The organism is Halapricum hydrolyticum (assembly GCF_025517535.1).
Lineage (GTDB): Archaea > Halobacteriota > Halobacteria > Halobacteriales > Haloarculaceae > Halapricum > Halapricum hydrolyticum.
The window spans coordinates 1-16,583 of sequence record NZ_JAOPKC010000036.1; the positions used below are offsets into that span (position 1 = coordinate 1).

Annotated in this window: 17 protein-coding genes and 1 pseudogene; 5 read left to right on the plus strand and 13 right to left on the minus strand. The window is 60.5% G+C overall.

The window, feature by feature from the left end; translation table 11 throughout:
• Positions 1–198 precede the first annotated feature (198 nt).
• From OB916_RS16415 to OB916_RS16435, 5 genes are all read right to left on the minus strand, one after another.
• Positions 199–396, minus strand: coding sequence for a hypothetical protein (locus OB916_RS16415; RefSeq protein WP_315910380.1), 198 nt, complete (start codon positions 394–396; stop codon positions 199–201).
• Between the two features lie 279 nt (positions 397–675).
• Positions 676–1,374, minus strand: coding sequence for a helix-turn-helix domain-containing protein (locus tag OB916_RS16420; protein WP_315910381.1), 699 nt, complete (start codon positions 1,372–1,374; stop codon positions 676–678).
• 249 nt (positions 1,375–1,623) lie between these two features.
• A complete protein-coding gene (locus OB916_RS16425; protein WP_315910382.1) occupies positions 1,624–2,589 on the minus strand; it encodes a phytoene/squalene synthase family protein in 966 nt (321 codons plus the stop codon).
• Between the two features lie 239 nt (positions 2,590–2,828).
• Complete coding sequence (locus tag OB916_RS16430; RefSeq protein WP_315910383.1) at positions 2,829–3,080, minus strand: hypothetical protein; 252 nt, start codon at positions 3,078–3,080, stop codon at positions 2,829–2,831.
• Positions 3,081–3,432: 352 nt separating this feature from the next.
• Entirely contained in the window at positions 3,433–4,689 is a 1,257-nt protein-coding gene (locus tag OB916_RS16435; protein WP_315910384.1) for a Glu/Leu/Phe/Val family dehydrogenase, read from the minus strand.
• Positions 4,690–4,864: 175 nt separating this feature from the next.
• Between OB916_RS16435 and OB916_RS16440 the strand changes: the two genes are divergently transcribed.
• The gene (locus OB916_RS16440; RefSeq protein WP_315910385.1) at positions 4,865–5,458 is read left to right on the plus strand and encodes a protein sorting system archaetidylserine decarboxylase; all 594 of its coding nucleotides are present in this window, start codon (positions 4,865–4,867) and stop codon (positions 5,456–5,458) included.
• A 40-nt stretch (positions 5,459–5,498) separates the two neighbouring features.
• On the opposite strand, the gene OB916_RS16445 is transcribed toward OB916_RS16440, so the two are convergent.
• Entirely contained in the window at positions 5,499–8,330 is a 2,832-nt protein-coding gene (locus OB916_RS16445; RefSeq protein WP_315910386.1) for an AAA domain-containing protein, read from the minus strand.
• A gap of 67 nt (positions 8,331–8,397) precedes the next feature.
• The gene (locus tag OB916_RS16450) at positions 8,398–8,940 is read right to left on the minus strand and encodes a hypothetical protein (RefSeq protein ID WP_315910387.1); all 543 of its coding nucleotides are present in this window, start codon (positions 8,938–8,940) and stop codon (positions 8,398–8,400) included.
• A gap of 25 nt (positions 8,941–8,965) precedes the next feature.
• Here OB916_RS16450 and OB916_RS16455 point away from each other — a divergent pair, with 25 nt between their 5' ends.
• Positions 8,966–9,511: a hypothetical protein gene (locus OB916_RS16455; protein WP_315910388.1), complete on the plus strand. Its 546-nt coding sequence runs from the start codon at positions 8,966–8,968 to the stop codon at positions 9,509–9,511.
• Between the two features lie 205 nt (positions 9,512–9,716).
• On the opposite strand, the gene OB916_RS16460 is transcribed toward OB916_RS16455, so the two are convergent.
• Both OB916_RS16460 and OB916_RS16465 read right to left on the minus strand, forming a co-directional pair.
• A complete protein-coding gene (locus OB916_RS16460; RefSeq protein WP_315910389.1) occupies positions 9,717–10,184 on the minus strand; it encodes an FAD-dependent oxidoreductase in 468 nt (155 codons plus the stop codon).
• Positions 10,185–10,245: 61 nt separating this feature from the next.
• Positions 10,246–11,643: an FAD-binding oxidoreductase gene (locus OB916_RS16465; RefSeq protein ID WP_315910390.1), complete on the minus strand. Its 1,398-nt coding sequence runs from the start codon at positions 11,641–11,643 to the stop codon at positions 10,246–10,248.
• A 452-nt stretch (positions 11,644–12,095) separates the two neighbouring features.
• On the opposite strand from OB916_RS16465, the gene OB916_RS16470 reads away from it, so the two are divergent.
• The gene (locus OB916_RS16470) at positions 12,096–12,410 is read left to right on the plus strand and encodes a hypothetical protein (RefSeq protein ID WP_315910391.1); all 315 of its coding nucleotides are present in this window, start codon (positions 12,096–12,098) and stop codon (positions 12,408–12,410) included.
• A 139-nt stretch (positions 12,411–12,549) separates the two neighbouring features.
• Here OB916_RS16470 and OB916_RS16475 read toward each other — a convergent pair whose 3' ends face one another.
• Entirely contained in the window at positions 12,550–13,674 is a 1,125-nt protein-coding gene (locus OB916_RS16475; RefSeq protein WP_315910392.1) for a hypothetical protein, read from the minus strand.
• A 542-nt stretch (positions 13,675–14,216) separates the two neighbouring features.
• Between OB916_RS16475 and OB916_RS16480 the strand changes: the two genes are divergently transcribed.
• Positions 14,217–14,591, plus strand: coding sequence for an alpha/beta fold hydrolase (locus OB916_RS16480; RefSeq protein ID WP_315910393.1), 375 nt, complete (start codon positions 14,217–14,219; stop codon positions 14,589–14,591).
• Positions 14,588–15,022, plus strand: a complete 435-nt coding sequence (locus OB916_RS16485) for an alpha/beta fold hydrolase (protein WP_315910394.1) — start codon at positions 14,588–14,590, stop codon at positions 15,020–15,022. Before OB916_RS16480 ends, OB916_RS16485 begins: the two co-directional genes overlap by 4 nt.
• 251 nt (positions 15,023–15,273) lie before the next feature.
• Here the strand turns inward: OB916_RS16485 and OB916_RS16490 are convergent, their stop codons facing one another.
• The 3 genes and pseudogenes from OB916_RS16490 to OB916_RS16500 all read right to left on the minus strand — a co-directional run.
• Positions 15,274–15,921 carry a helix-turn-helix domain-containing protein gene (locus OB916_RS16490; RefSeq protein ID WP_315910395.1) on the minus strand — a complete coding sequence of 216 codons (648 nt, stop codon included), beginning with the start codon at positions 15,919–15,921 and terminating at the stop codon, positions 15,274–15,276.
• A gap of 157 nt (positions 15,922–16,078) precedes the next feature.
• Positions 16,079–16,393: pseudogene (locus tag OB916_RS16495) on the minus strand (transposase); the annotation flags it as partial.
• Between the two features lie 42 nt (positions 16,394–16,435).
• Positions 16,436–16,583 (minus strand): transposase (locus tag OB916_RS16500; protein ID WP_315910396.1); only part of this gene is annotated, 148 nt, incomplete at its 5' end.

The window sequence follows — 16,583 nt, forward strand, 5'->3', positions numbered from 1 at the left end:
TTCGGGACAATAATGATCGTGGCGTCGATGACCTGATGGAAGAAATCGATCACCTGTTCGTTCATTCAACAGCTGACGCTAACGTGCAAAGCTGAGTACATGATAACAATAGTTGAGTTGTTAACGAAGCTGTAGGTCTCACAGAGCCCACGAGCGACTACGTATAGCACGGATCAAGACAGACCAATGCGTGCGCACCTATGCGTCGGTCTTTTTTGCGAGTTCCAGGATTTCGATTCCCCAGGTCGCGTCTTCCGTAGAGACGTCCACCCCACCCGTGACTCGAACGTCGTTGCTGTATGCAGCAATCAGCAGAGACTGCAGTTGCTCTTCGAGCTCTTTTCGGGTCTGTGGCGGGTCATCTACGCGAGAAGCAACATCAGTTTGTTCAGGCATGGTTTCACAGTTGCCACTGTCTTCGACCGATAAACAAATACTATTTAAAAATGCGTCGATATACCATGACAAATATAACGGGGTCGTCGTAGCTGGCGAAGGAGTTCTCACGGCCGATTGGGAGACAGAACCCGACCGGCGAAATCTATGGATTGCTTCGACAGCCCTCACGAATCGCTCGGGCATATCAGCCCGGGAATTCATACCAACTGCTGTAACAGTGTGCCCGCCCAACTCCGAACAATTGGTTCGGAAAGAACTTGCAGCAGCCACTATCGGTCAATACATGTCACGCCTCTCCGTAGAACGGCAGTTCGCGTATGCAGCCTCCTGTGAGAATATACGTGCTAGAAGCGTATCTAGAGCGCGCCGGATACGCCGGGAGACGACCGTATCAGAGACGCCGAGGTCCTCACCGAGTTCCGAGAGTGAGGTCTCCTGTGGGACGGTGAAATAGCCCGCTTCGTACGCTGTACGGAGAGTTACACAGTCCGTGAGAGAAAGTCCATATGGATTCGAATCAGCGCCGTACGTCTTCGTGAAAAGAGAGAGCAATTTCACCGCACGATCGTCACGATTCCACTGGGCCATCTGATCGCGCATCCGCTCTCGATCGGGGAACTGGATACGAAACAGCCACCTCCCGTCGGCTCGCACTCCCCTGAGCACAGAACCCTCGTTGTCCTCCGGAGGGTCGAGAGTCCCATCGAAGTGGTCGAGTATCTCGACGAGAAGCATTGTAGCCGACCCCACTGTGATCTCGTCTATGATTTCTGCATCCAAACGCGCCAGGATCTCTCGGGCTTCATACCTCTCTCGGCGTGGGACCAGAAGTTGCAGTACAACGGTTTCGTCGTTACGTATAACAGCAGTCAGGTCCAGAGAGACATCTCGGACCGTTTCTGGGGTAGCACCAGGGATCAGGTCTACTATCGGAACTTCGACGTCAGCAATGACAGGTTTATCATCATTGACCATATTTATCACTCCAATATCCATCGGAGGACCGTTTATGTTTCACCCCACAAACCATCGCGACCGATCCGACCGATACGATATACCATATATGTCCATTTGATAGACAGTATTCCTTAAATATTTCCCCAAGAATAATCATCTAAGGATGATATGTAGCACTCGGTGTCGCGCAAACCAGCGGACCACCTCAATTGACTTGAGTGACGCTGACCGCCGGGGTCGGCGGGCAGCAGGACGTCGCTACGGCAATCACTCGTGGGTCGCCGACATCACGCTGTCGGCGACCGATTCGGGGTGGTGATCCCGCATCGAGGCGTCTTCCGGGATCGCGCTGACGGCATAGAACGTCGTCTCGGGATCGCGGTGTTTTCGCCAGTGCCACCAGGTTTTGGCGATCAGGTAGAGCTTGCGAGCCCGGCCCAGATTCGCGTCCCGATCGATGGTGTTGAAATTGACGTGGCGAATGCGGCGATGATGCTCGGCATAGAGGACGGCAGCGAGCAGCACCGCGAACTGGCAGTCGTCGGGGAGATAGCGGATCCCGGCGACGCCGTCACGGTAGAGGCGCTCAGTGCGGGCCATCTCGGCGCGCACCGCGGCTTTGAGCGATTCGGTGGCTCGACGCCGGACGATGTCTTCCTCGCTGGCTCCGAACTGTTCGAGCGTCTCCAGCGGGAGGTAGATCCGGCCGTACTCGGTGATGTCCTCGCCGACGTCACGCAGGAAGTTCGACAGCTGGAACGCCTCGGCGAGCGACGCCGCGTGTGGTCGGGCCGTCTCTTTCTGTTCGGGATCCATCACGTCCAGCATCATATTGCCGACGGCGACGGCCGAGCCGCGCATGTACTCCTCCAGGTCTTCGTAGGTCTCGTAGCGGTCCCGCTCGATGTCCTGCTCCATCGCGTCGATAAAGGAGTTTACGTCGGCGTCTCTGATCTTGGTTTGCTCGCGCAGCGACTGAAACGCCGAGAGGACGTCGTCGTCGGCAGACTCCTCACCGAGCGCCTTCGCCCGGAACGATTCGAGCCGTTCGTACTGCTGTTCGGGGGGGAGTCTATCGGACTGGTCGACGACCTCGTCGGCGATCCGGAAGAAACCATAGAGGACGTAAGTGGGCTTGCGGATCCGCTCGGGAAGCAGTCTGGTCGCGTAGTAGAACGTCTTGCCGGTCTGCCTGTGGATTTCCTTGCTCGTGGTGATATTGTCGTCTAACATCGAGATCGAAGGGTGTTACGTCTTTTTTGGGGGCGACACACAGTTAGTTCTTTGCCTGACAGAAACTGACACCGGGAACGGGGATCCATCGGCGTTTCTGCGTTGCAATCGTGGCTATCTCTAGGCGGAGTGTTAGTATAAGGTGGCTACCCCAATGGTTAGGCGTTGCAAACGTGTCGCCAAGAGTATGATTCGGTCCAGTCAGGCAAAAGCTAACGCGTCTCGACGACGGTCACCCACTACGGAGCACGCTGGCCGGGTCGTGGCGGGTTCACGAACAGTGCGTCCACGACCGCGATCGCACCGAGTACGGCCCCGAGACCGATCGCCGCCTGGATCGAGATCGGAGACAGATGTCCGAGCAGCAACGCTCCGAGAAATACCGACGGAATGGCCGCGAGGACAGCGTCGTATCGACTCAAATCGGGACCCTTCGCACGCGCCTCTGTTCGCCGATCGACCGGTTCGACAGTCCTGTCGCTCGTAGCCATTCTCAACACACCTCCCTATGCACTGCTATGGGATATAGCAACTAAAAACTTACGTTGAGATAGTACATCGAATATATCAAGCGGTTTTTTCGAGCTAACACAACGCCAAGGAGGACTATTTCTGGATAATCTCTAAATATAACCTCTAGATTTTCTTATACTCTGCCGCCGCGAGTTCGCGGAAGAGAGCAAATACACCAAGAAGGAGCGTTGACACTCCTCGTCCGTCTCACGGACACTCGGATCGACAGGGATATGCCCGGTAGGTCAGCGAAGTCCGCTAACGATAAGACAAGTAATGTAATTAGCGGGTGCTTCCTCGGCCATCCAGGAGCGTTGAAGTCGAGAACGCCTAGGGGAAGAGACCGGATTTCTCCGCGGCGTCGAGCACGCGCTGGATCGAGACGACGTACATCGCGGTCCGGAAGTTCGGCGTCCCGTGCTCCTCGTGGGCCGCCGTCATGGCATCGAAGGCGTCAGTGATGAGTCGTTCGAGTTCCTCGTTGACGCGCTGTTCGGTCCAGGCGAATCGCTGGCGGTTCTGTACCCACTCGAAGTACGAGACCGTCACGCCGCCGGCGTTGGCCAGGATATCGGGGACGACGTAGACGTCACGGTCGGCGAGAACGTCGTCGGCGTCGGGCGTGAGCGGGCCGTTGGCCGCCTCGACGATCACGTCGGCCGAAACGTCCTCGGCGAGATCGGCGTCGATGGCGTTTTCTAGCGCCGCGGGCACGAGCAGATCCACGTCCAGCGTCAGCAGTTCCTCGTTGGTCAGCCGTTCGCTCGCGCCCTCGTAGCCGACGACGCTGCCCGTCTCGGCCTTGTGGTCTTTGACCGCGCGAGCGTCGAGTCCGTCCGGATTGTGAACAGCGCCGCTGGAGTCGCTGACCGCGACGACGTCCGCACCCTGGTCCTCGATCAGCCGCGCACCGATCGAACCGGCGTTCCCGTAGCCCTGCACCGCGACGGTCGCCTCGGAGATGTCCCGATCGAGATACTCGAACGCTTCGCGGGCGGTGATGCTGACCGACCGGCCCGTCGCCTCGACGCGGCCCTCGCTGCCGCCGTTGTCCAGGGACTTGCCGGTGACGACCCCGGGCTCGGTGGTGTTCTCCAGCGTCTCGTAGGTGTCTTTGATCCAGTCCATCTCCTGCTGGCCGGTGTTGACGTCCGGCGCAGGGATGTCCTTGTCCTCGCCGATCAGCGGGCGCAGTTCCTTCGCGAACGCCCGGGTGATCCGCTCTAGCTCGGATTCGCTGTACTCCGCAGGATCGATCTCGATGCCGCCCTTGCCGCCGCCGTAGGGGATGTCCACGGCCGCGCACTTGTAGACCATCCACCCCGAGAGGGCCTTGACTTCCGCCCGGTTGACTCCAGGATGGTATCGGATGCCGCCCTTGTAGGGGCCGCGGTCGCCGTTGAACTCCGACCGGTAGGCGCGGAACGTCTCGATCGAACCGTCGTCCATCTCGACAGAGAGCGTCGTCTCGAGCACGCGCTCTGGCTGTTTGAGTCGCTCGATCATGCCCTCGTCGGCATCGAGGTACGCCGCTGCGTCGTCGATCTGCTCCTGTAAACTCTCAAATGGGTTTACTTCGTCCACCATATCCTATCGAAAATCGACGACTGGCAAAAAGTTACCGTTCTCTTCCGCTTCGCGATAGACGATTGAACATTCCACGAGGGGAGGAGGTCGTCAATGGTATTGTAAAATACTGTGTTGACTATACAGAAAATCGAGGCCGAATGGCTTAAGCGAGTGTCGCCACCCAGAGACAGGTATGTCGCGCTGGTTCGCGCCTGGAACGTGGTGGTACGCGTTCCCGCTGCTGGTCGCTGCTGGCCCGGTCATGTGGGTCTGGCCGTCTGTCGGGGCCGGGGTCGCGCTGGCGGGGATCGCCGTCCTGTTCTTCCATCGGGATCCGGACCGAGAGATACCTGAAGCGGGGTACGTCTCCCCTGCGGACGGCACAGTGTCAGTCGTCCGCGAGGAGGACGGTCGCCTGCGCGTGGGCGTGTTCATGAACGTCTATCACGTCCACGTCAACCGGGCCCCGACGCCGGGGACGATACAGGACACGACGCACGTGCCCGGTGCTCATCGGCCGGCGTTCTCGAAAGAGTCGGACCGCAACGAGCGGCTCCACGTCGACTTCCCCGAGTATCGCGTCACGCTGATCGCCGGCGCGTTCGCCCGTCGAATCCATCCGCACGTCGAGACCGGAGACGCGGTCGAACGTGGCGAACGGATCGGGCACATCTCGTTCGGGAGTCGCGTCGACGTGCTGTTCCCGCCGTCGGTGACTCGCAGCGATCTGGCGGTCGAGCGCGGCGACTCGGTACGGGCCGGCGAGACCGTGCTCGCGAACGCGTAGCCCGCACGTCGCTGCTATCTCTCACGCCCACGCGGTACTCTCATCGTGCCCACTCGACCATCTTCGCGTAGGTATCGTCAGTTGAGAGTGCGTCAGCGTCGCCGACCAGGACAAGCGACCGCTTCGCACGCGAGAGCGCGACGTTGATCCGTCGGTAGTCCTCGAAGATTGGGCCGGCGAGTTCGCCAGTGGCGACGAACGAGACGACGATCACCTCCTTGCTCGATCCCTGGAACCGATCGACGGTGTCGACCGCCACGGCATCGTCTAGGCGCTGACTGATCTCGGCGACCTGCGCGCGGTACGGCGCGATCACGCCGATGTCTGCCCGAGAGACGCCAGCCGACACGAACTCCTCGACGATCCGGGCGACCGCGTCGGCCTCTTCGGGGTTGGTGTTGCCGCGGGCGTGCCCGTCCGGATCGACGAAGACAACGCGGTCGCGGAGGTGTTCGGGGAGCGCCGAGGAGTCGACGCCGTCGAGGTCGTCCAGACGCCGGGCGGCGACCTCGCCGGACGCGGGACGTAACTGCCCGTCGTAGAACGCCCGCGAGGGGAACGCCTGGATGCGCTGGGCCATCCGGTACTGTCGATCGAGAAGCACGCCCGCGTCAGGGTGAGTCTGGATAAGTCGTTCGAACAGCGACTCCTGCAGTTCGTTTTCCGCCCGCACGACCGGCGGCAACTGCTGGTGATCGCCGATCAGGACGAACCGTTCGGCGAGGTTCGTCGCCGCGAGCGTCCCCGGTTCGGTGAGCTGGCCAGCTTCGTCGACGACCGCCGCGTCGAACGCCTGCTCGCGGACGATCCGCGAGCCACAGGAGGCAGTCGTCGCCGCCACGACCGGCGCATCCCGGAGATCGCTTGCCAACTCGTCCGGTTCGCCGGTCTGTTCGAGCCTGAATCGCTGCATGTCCTCACGGACGCCGCTCTCGGTCCCGATCCGGACGATGTCTTCGAATCCCTGCTCGACCAGCGCCTCCATCGCGTTGTCGACGGCCCGGTTGGTGAACGCCGACAGCAGGACCCGCTCACCGCGGTCGACGAGTTCCCGGACGATCGTCGCCAGCGTGTAGGTCTTTCCCGTCCCGGGCGGGCCGTGTACCAGCGCAAAGTCCTCCGCACCGACTGCCAGCCGGACCGCCTCGTCCTGGGCCGGGTTGTTGTCGATGAACGTCTCCTCCGGGCGGTCGAATTCCGGATCGCGCCGCCCGAAGAGCACGTCTTTCTTCGGCGAGGGCTGTTTGAGGACCGCGTCGTGGAGCGCGGTCAGCAGCCGATCGGTCGAGAGTTCCGAGGGATAGATGTCTAACCGGCGGAGCTCGACTGGTTCGTCCGCAGTGACGACGATCTCCCGCTCGCTCGCCGGGCTGTCGCTCGCATCCTCGACGTCAGGCGGCGGTCCACCGAGCCGTTCGACTCTCGCGAGCTCGGCGTCGCCCCTGATCGGGTGGCCGTCGCTGGCCAGGACGACGTCGCCCTCACGGATCTTCGAGGTCGCACCCGTCCCCTCCGCGCGGAGTTCCCAGCGGCCTCCGTCGATCTTTCGCTGGCCTGTGGGTTCGAGATCCACCAGCGCGCGGTCGTCGTCGGCCCGCTCCGTTGAGCCCTGTTCCCAGAGTTTCGCGTACTCCCGGTGGACCTCTCGTCGTTCTGCCTCGATCGCCCGGTAGAACGACTCGAAGTACTCCCGTTCAGCCTCTGGGATCGGCGAGCCGACCGTCCCGGCTTTCGACTCCTGGTCGAGTCGTCCGGCGACGGCCATGCAGGTGTCCTGCTCGAAACAGTACTCGCATCGGGCGTCGGCCTCATAGCCCGTCGGAACCGCTGTGTCGTACTCCATGGCCGCGATGGCGTTGCGCTCCCGGAGAACGAACTCCAGCAGCCCAGAGCCGATCGAGAATTCCTTGGCCGGCGAAAGGTCGCCGCTCTCCTCGTTGCGCTCGACGGCAGCGTTTTTCGTGTAAAGCAAGGTCCCGGTGTCGGGCGCGGCCGCGAGCGCGGACGGACTGTCAGTGCTGGCAGTCGCTCCGCCGTCGCCCATCATCTCGGCCGCCGAGGTCTCCTGCGCTGCGCGCTCGCCGAGGATCAGTGCGTAGGCGGCGGCCTGGATCTTGTCGTGAAAGCGAGGCTCCCGACGGGTGTTCTTGCCGGTCTTCAGTTCGACCGGCATCCCCCGGCGAACGGCGTCGGCCCGACCCTTGATCCCGTATCGTTCGCTGATCAGCGTCATCTCGGAGCGCCACTCGCTTTCGGCGGGGCTGAAGTCCCGCTCCGAGCTGTCGGCGGCTGTCGCTGCTCCGTCGCCCCCGGTCAGCCTGCCCTGGGCGAGCCATCCCTCGATGGCGCTGGCGTGATCGCGGACCTCCTGGCGGACGCTCTCGCGATCTCGTCCCAGCAGGCCGAGTTCCAGGCCGGCGGCCTCGACCTGCTCTTCGACCGCGGTGTCGAGATCGCGCCCGCGCAGCAGGTCGCCGAACACCTCGTGGACGATCGTCCCCTTGACGACGGGATAGGCCAGCGGCAAGCCGTCGATCTTGTTGAGGTAATACATCCGGGGACACTGCACCCACGCGCGGACGTCAGTCACGTCGACGATGAAGTCGGGCTCGACGACGACCATCGTGTCGCTTCCGGTGGTGTACTGGGTCTCGCCCTGATAGGTCCGCTCTTCGGCGTCGTAGACGGCCAGTTCCATCCCCGGCTCCAGCTGCTCGGCGTTCTCGACCCAGTCGCCCCACAGTGTCACCGTCGTCGGCTCGCCACGGCCCCGGTCCGGGCGGACCGTGACTTCGCAGAGCTCGCGCTCGCCGTACTGTGTGCTGACGGTCTTGGGGTCTTCGGCTTCGACGACGACACCGCGAACGTTCACGGACTCAGCCAGGGCCGCGCCGGGAAAAACGCTGTCGGTGGCTGTCCCGGAGCACCATCCGTGTCCCCTAGAACGTCGAAGCGTTCTCCAGGCGGACAGCCGTCAGTTCCGCGTATCTGTTGTCGCTGGGGCAGAAGTCCGGCTGGTCGGGACTCGATCCGTACCACTGAACAGTGACACGATCCCGAGCGGAGAGCTGGAACTCGATTTCGCCCGGCGGGATCGCGATCGAATCGCCACGAGAGATTGTGTCGTCGCCGTCGATCCACTCCCGGCTGGCGGTGTCCGGGCTAGCGGCGTTTCGAACCGAGACGACAACCCGATCGGTTGTCGGGCCGCCGACGGTCTCGTTCCCGACGTACGTCGCCGTGACGGTCGACCCGTTCGTGGAGATCGCAAACTCCGCGGTCGGCGGCTCGACCGTTTCGGCCCCGCCACAGGGCGCGCTGGGGACGACGAACAGCCCCGCGTACGCGAGCCCGACGACGCCGAACAGTAACGCGACCGGACCGAAGACGACGACCGTCCAGCGCCAGCCCGCGATCTCCGACATGGACGCCGGTTCGCTGGCGAGGGCAAAGAGCGCGCCGGTTTCGATCGATATGTTCATTCCCCGTCAGACACAACCGTCGGGTATGCGCGTTCGCGACTGGCAGGACATCCTCGCAGACGTCGTCGAGGACGACAGCGACCCCGACCAGTGGCGAGCAGTCGGCGGCGACCGGCGCTCGGGCGTCGGCGAAGACCTCTATCTCGCTCACCCATCGACCGGCGTCTACCAGCTGAAGACCTACGCGAAAAACCCCTACGAGGTCGAAGGCGTGGGCGCGCAGGTCGCACGCCGGATCGACGACGAGATCGAGCCGCTGTTCCCCGAGGAGGGAAGCGGTCTGTTCGGCGTCCAGCAACCGATCGAGGACGAGAGCGAGGCCGAGCGGAAGGCCAAGCATCTGGAGACGGTACTGGAGACTCACGCCGACGTCCCGACGACTCCCGAAGCGCTGTTCGAGGACATCATGGAGACGCTCGACAGCCCGGCCTACGGCCCGATGGAATTCGACACGCACGGCCGCCCAGACTCGATGACCGATCTCACCGACACCTTCGAGGAAGCAGAAGAGTTGCTCGACACCGAACTCGAAGACCTCATCGACGAAGACGTGACGCGCGGCTTTCACTAATCAGCGACTGTTCCGTTCACTTAGGGATTATCGTAGCCGGTCGGTGAATACCAACCTCCGACCGGGCGACGGGAGTGCGATTTCACAGGCGAAATCTGCGAATTGCTACGATAATCCCTAACTGCTGTCCGGTAGCAGCCGATTTTGTCGTCGGCTGAGCCGGGCGACAGTGTAAATACACCTGTATAAAAACATCAGACGTAACTCAGAATCGTCGGCGTCTCGGATTCGAGCACGACGAGAACTCGGCGCCGAACTCGGGGATTCGTAGGCGTTGAAAGGGGCCGGTCGCCACGATTACGTTGGTCGTCTCATGGATGGTGTCGGTCGTCTCGACGGTATCGGCGGCGTCGTGCTTCCGAACCGCCAGCACCTCGACGCCAGTCATAAATGGAGGATCGAAACGATCAACGTAGGTCTCGAGATACTCGGCGACTTCGTCGCAAGTGAGAAGGCCGTCGGACTCGTCGCCCTCGTAGGAGAAGCCCGGAAAGCGGCTCATCACGTTCGGCGTCACCAACGTGAACGAGTCCCACTTTTCGCTGCGCCAGCGCTCGCCGGCTCGGTCACGTTCGAGGACAACGTGGTCACAGCCGGCTTCCGTCAGGTAGTAGCTCGTCGCCAGCCCCGCCTGTCCGGCGCCGATGACGGCGACATCACGGTGTTCGGTCATTGCATTATTGTCCGTCGGTTTTGTTGTCGTTCATGGGTTGGCTTGACGTCCGATCACTGGACTATTCCGTCGGTTCGACGTTGTGGTTGAGTCGGAACAGGTTCTCCGGGTCCCACTCGTTTTTGATCTGGACCAGCCGCTCGTAGTTCTCGCCGTAGGCGGCCTGCTGGTCACCGTCCGCCTCGGGGACGAAGTTGGCGTAGACGCCGCCGGTCGCGTGGGGAGCCATCGCCTCGTGCATCTCGCGAGCCCACGAGATACACTCCCCGTCCTGCTCGGGATCTGTCCACATCGTGTGGAGGTTCATCGTGAACTGGAACTCACGGTGGGGATAGGCGGTCGCATCGACGGGCTTGTCGTTCATCGCGCCGCCGAGATGTGGAATTTCGATCATCGTATCCCGGGTGGGGATGGTTTTCCCGTACTCGATGAACGTCTCTATCATCTCATCGGTCATCTCGTCGAAGTTGTGGGACTTCCAGTAGTGTCGGGCCCCTGCCGGGGCCAGACCGTCGAACGCCTGTTGCCAGTCGGTGTAGCGATTCGGCCCAATGGCGTCGGCGATGGGATCTCCGATGTCGCGTAGGGGCAGGAGTGCGTCTTCGCCCTCCTCCATATCGCCGGCATAGAATGTCGCCAGGATGACGACCTTCCGGCCGTGCCACTCCTCGGGGAGGAACGGAAACGGCGGTGCGTGCCGAATGACGGTCCAGACCGTCGCGTCGTTGGGTGCGTCGGCGGTGAACTCACGAACTCCTTCGAGGACCGTCTCGGCGTCGTCGAACGGATGGACGATCGGCCCAGACAGCACCGTCGGACCGACCTCGTGCAACTGGAACTCGAAGGACGTGACGATCCCGAAGTTGCCGCCACCGCCCCGGAGGCCCCAGAAAAGATCCTCGTTTTCGTCTTCGCTCGCGTGGACGAGTTCACCCTGGGCGGTGACGACGTCGGCCGACAGGAGGTTGTCGACGGTCAGTCCGTGCTTCCGGGATAGCCACCCCCACCCGCCGCCGAGCGTCAGGCCGGCGATACCGGTTTGTGAGTTGTATCCGGCGGGCGTGGCGAGGCCGAACTGCTGTGTCTCGTGGTCCAGTTCACCGAGTACGACTCCCGGTTCGACGCGAGCAGTCTTCGCGTCCGGATCGACCCGGACTGATTTCATCGGCGAGAGGTCGATCATGAGCGCGTCGTCCTCGACTGCCCTGCCGGCGATGTTGTGGCCGCCACTCTTCACCGAGATTGGGAGGTCTTGCTCTTTTGCGAAGGTCACTGCATTGATTACGTCCGAGGTACCCGCACACTGAACGACGAGTGCCGGGTATTTGTCGATCATCCCGTTCCAGACCGACCGTGCCTCGTCGTAGCCCTCGTCGTCCGGCCGGAGGAGTGTCCCTCGGAGTGTTCCCGCGAATTCAGTGATTGATTCGTCAGTTGTTGGTTGTGTTTCCAGTGACATTGTAGCTCACATTCTGTCGGCTCCGGTTACGTATCGCAGTTCGACCGCTTCGGGGAAACAATTCGACCGAAGAGAACACAATCGTTGCCTTCAGTACCGTCGTCGGAATGGCACAGACGAGATGAGATATCGAACCCGGCTGTGTCGGGATTTCCCCAGTCACCCTTCAGTATCGAAGTCGTGATTCTATCGTCCGCGCTCAATCGATAGCGATCGGGGGCACGGACAGACCTGTTCCTAGGGCCGAAACCAAGTCGGATCCGGTGCATAGATGATGGAGCGACCATGAAATCGTTCAGCCAGTTCGCGAGAGAGCTGTATCAGGCGGTCGCGGGTGAGAGCTTTCGACGGTAGTGTGGCGACCTACTCGCGAACCCTGATTCGGAATATAAGCCTATCCATATCAGCTCTCTTGCCGTATTTTCTATTATACGCCCTCAAGCGAGTCCACCATGACAAGTCCACAAACCATTCTCGGCGAATCCGTCGTTGCTGCTCTCCGATCCAGTGTCACCGGTGGTGTGGTTACGAGCGACGACCTTGAACCGATCGACGAGAATAGCACCGAGGTCACGTTTACCATGTCGTTCGTGCCGAAGTACGGCCCAGTGGGCTGGCTGATGGCCGAGTTGATGATGAAGTCCCAGTTCCGTGACACGGAGGAAGATATCCTCGCGGGACTCGACACCCACCTGCAGACCGGGGAGGTCGTCGACCAAGATGGCAACCCGGAGACGGCGGACGCACCCATCGCGACAGCGGCCTGAGACGCGATTAGAACGAATCCAACCGTCCTCGCTCGGTAGGCGCTACGCGCAGGAGAGGCAACCATGGGACTCGTCCCCTCTACTCAGCAAGACTGCTAAAACATATTTTTGAGTGTCGATTTCAACCCTGTCGAGAAGCTTAATTCGGGGCCCACTCGAGCCCCCGCGGATTCGGCGGTGGCGACAGGGGACTCTTCGGGAGACCGGCAACAGGGTCCGGGTCGTTGTACGCACAGGGTGCGATGTCGTTGGGGGCGGCAGGGTAGAACAGCGAGGCGAGCGCGTGGAGGTGCTGGCGGCCCACGCTCAACTCAGTCTGCCCGCCACCGTACATTCCGATTCCACGGTCGCGACAGTACTCGATCGTCTCGAAGAGGTTCTCGATGCTGCCGAAGCGGGACGGTTTCATATTGAGCCACTCAGGCATGAACGGCAACTCCTCGATGCTCGCGACGCCAGTGATGGGCGCGTCCCAGGTAACCCGGTGTTCGTGGCCCTCGAACAGCGGTAGCGTCTCCTCGGTCAGCCGCGGGTCCTCGATGAGTGCGTTGGGAAACCTCTCGATGATCCGGCGATACAGTGTGGTGTCCGGCGACTGGTCAACATCGGTGTGTTTGTAGTGGCCCTTCAGGTCGAGTATCCGGACGGCGTCCGTCGCGGCGAGTTCGTCCATGATCTCCGGTGTCCACGCGGAGGTCGCGTCGAGTTTGAACTCCGTTTCCGGATTGAGTTCGAGCCACTGCCTGACCCGCTCTAGCGTCGGTGGGTCCCCGAGACGCGTACTCACCAGAAACCGGGCCGGGTCGTACTCCCGACCGAGCACTGTCGCGAGGTCCGTGTCCGCCTGTTTGAGCGCAATATCGAGCGCGGCACTCTCGAGCGCCCACCGCCTGTAGGATCGTGACGCCTCCCGTCCCGGGGTCACTCCGGGAAAGAGGTCGATCCCGTCGAGCGCTTCCGAAAAGGAATCGATAGTATAGGAACCGGCTGGTGGGAGGTCGATCGGTTTGTCGTCGAGCGCCTGGTGGTCCTCGATCTCGTATGTGACGTCTTCACCAACCCCGGTCGCCCCATCGCCGTGAATAGAGAACCGGGTACACGGCCGAGGAACTCCTCGCTGTCCCGGATGAGCGTCTTGCAGACAGAGTATGACGCTGATCCGGGCGAAGTCACCGGCGCAGGTTCGCTGCCGGAATTCGACGTCGTATCCGTCGATATCGAGCGGCAGATCCGATATCGCGTCGTACAGCGACGCTTTTGTCATGTTCGTTATGTCTACTCTCGCTCGGTTGTTGTGGGTTCCATGAGTGGACTACGGGGAGTCCTCCCATCTCGCAAGGTTCCGTTCGCCGCCCGCCACACTCTCTTGGAATTTCTCCTTTGGACTGAATTCGATAAGGACATTGCCTGCATCGACGGAGATGGTGTGATCGGGTGCCATGTATTCAATCCAGTAGTCGGGTAGGAAGATACGGATTGCCTTCGGACCTGTCGACGGGAACTGTGGTGAACGATCACGGAACCGAACTGTTCTCTACTAACCGTTCGTCGCGGGCCTTCGATATCGAATTCTCGGCTCCCTGATCACTTCTATACCACTCCCAGGAGTACCGTCCGAAGCATGTCTCTCGAACCGGCCTTCTTGTAACTCTTCACCTCTGACATCCGGAAGTGGCACTCTCGTTTAAACCCTCTAATGTGATGGAATCTTGTATACCGAAATCGACGGCAGGGATACAGAGCCCACAGACAGCACGTCTCGAACTTGCTCAGTCTTATTAGTCAGTGAAACGTACTGTAGCTACTATGCCAGTTATCCAGTGTAACGGGGCTGGCCTCTATTACGAGGATTACGGTGAGGGTCAGCCGATCGTATTCCTTCACGGAGCCACGGCGGGTCTTCGATACTTCGAGTCGCAATTGACGGCAATGTCCAGTAACTACCGGACGGTGGGGGTAGATTTCAGAGGCAATGGTCGATCCGAGAAGACGGAAGTCGGTCACACCACGCAGCATTACGCTGAGGATATACGGGCGTTCCTGGAGCAACTCTCCCTCGATGATATCGTTCTCGTCGGATGGTCGATGGGCGCTATCGTTTCTTGGGAGTACGTCCATCAGTTCGGGGCTGACCGAATCCGGGGGCGCTCGTCGATATCGACATGGAACCGTCTCCGATGAAACGAGAGGATTACGAGTACGGGAGCTACGGGAGCGAGGACCTTGAAGAAGTCAGCAGGCCGGTCCAGACGTCCCCCCTCGAACTTCTCGAACGGCAAGCGGAGGGCATGCTCAAGGAGCCACCATCGCGGGAACTTCGCAATCTAATACTCGATGAAGGTTCACGGTCGCCCGCATCGATCCAGGGCGCGGCACTGTTTGGATTACTGTTCCTCCGTGATTATCGGAATGTACTGTCCGAGATCGACGTACCGACGCTCGTGTGTGCTGGAGCAGATGAAACGTGGCACAGCGGCGAGTCCGTCAAATACGTCGCAGAACTCGTATCCAACGCGCAGTTTGAGATTTTCGAGAACAGTGGTCACTGTCCCATGCTTGAAGAACCCGAGCGGTTCAACCGTGTCCTGGGTAACTTTATCGACGGGCTGTGACCGATCCGCGTTGATTTCAGCGACGGTCTCTCGCCCAATTGTTGAAGGAGTTTATGCGAAACTATGAACTGCTCCGATAATCCCCGTCCATCTCAGCGTCGTATCGACGGACGAGTACTCAGGGCTTTCTGCCGTCCTTCGGGACCGGATAGCGAGTATTCGTTTGAGCCATTCGAACCGTTCGTTCTCCGAGTACAAAGTAAAAACGAGAGTAGTCGGAGTTCGTTCGTCGTACGTTTGTACCAGGATTCTCAGGAAAGAGCTTCGGAGACGACGACCTGTTCGACGGCGACTGCAAGGCCACGTCGCATGCGCTGAGAGAGCGCACTGTCACTGATTTCCATCTCTTCAGCCATCTCGGCTAGTGTGATGCCCCTGGGAATCTCGAAAAATCCGCGCCGATACGCCTGCAACAGCGCCTCTCGTTGCTCCTCTGAGAGTGTCGATGCGTCCTCCGGCACGGTTGGATTGTAGATGTGTCGTAGCGTTACTGGGATACCTGCGTCAGTGAGTGCCATGTTGAGATCGGAGAGATGTTCGCGGGCTTCGAACCGCAACCGGAAGTCCCACGTCTCGGCTTCGCCCGTCGCTTCGAGAATTTTTGCCCGGGTCTCGATGAGCGCCTCAACAATCCCGTTGATCTGGTCCGCCCAGCGGACTTCGAACAGGGTCTCCTCGTCGGTCGTGGTGAGCTGTGTGACGCTTTTCGTGTGTCGATTCTCCGATAATGCCGCTTCGATCTCTGCGGTATCGGTGCCGGAGATCCAGAACAGTGGAATGATGCTCTCTTGGAGTGGCACGATCCGTTCGAGTTCGACCTCGACATTCGGAAAGTCCTTCAGGACGCGGCCTAACTCAAAGGCGTCTGCAGGGACAGTGATGTCAGCGATGATAGTCATTGGTACACTTCGGGATCCGGGAGCGGGTTTGATTTGTCGTCATTGTCTATTTGCTGCGGTATGTCGCCACACTACGAGGACAAAAAATAAAAATCGATGGCCTTGCCGAATGGTCGTGTTTAGTTTGTCGCTCTTGGGTAAGCGATTGTTGGTAGCCTCATAGCGCAGTTTCGAGGATGGTTTTGAGCGCTTCGTCGCCAGGTTTTCGGCGGACGCGTTTCCGAAGCTGTAATGCTCTGAGATAGGGTGTGAGTTTGTCTTTTGAGACGCCTCGATGCGGTGAGAGCCACCGTCGCGCCAGCGACGCGTGGCTCTCGCACGTGTTGACGTGGACATCCCCATCAGCGTATTCACCCTCACCGTGGACAACGTACTGACGGTCGAATGCGTCGTCCTCGTCGAGTGGCTCGTACGCTCGAAAGCCGTCGGTATAGACGGTCAGCGACTCCTGCTTGCGGTCACCGAGCAGGAGTCAAATCGTCGGCTGTGGTGAATCGCCAGACGTAGCTTGATTTCACTGTTTCAGAGACTGCTTAATGTTGTGAACCGCACACATCAGAACAAGTTCTCGAAATTCACCGTACCAAGTTCGCGCACGCACGGCGTCGCCGAGGGTGCGTTTGATTGTGGAGAAGACGGTCTCACACATCGCTCTCTGACGG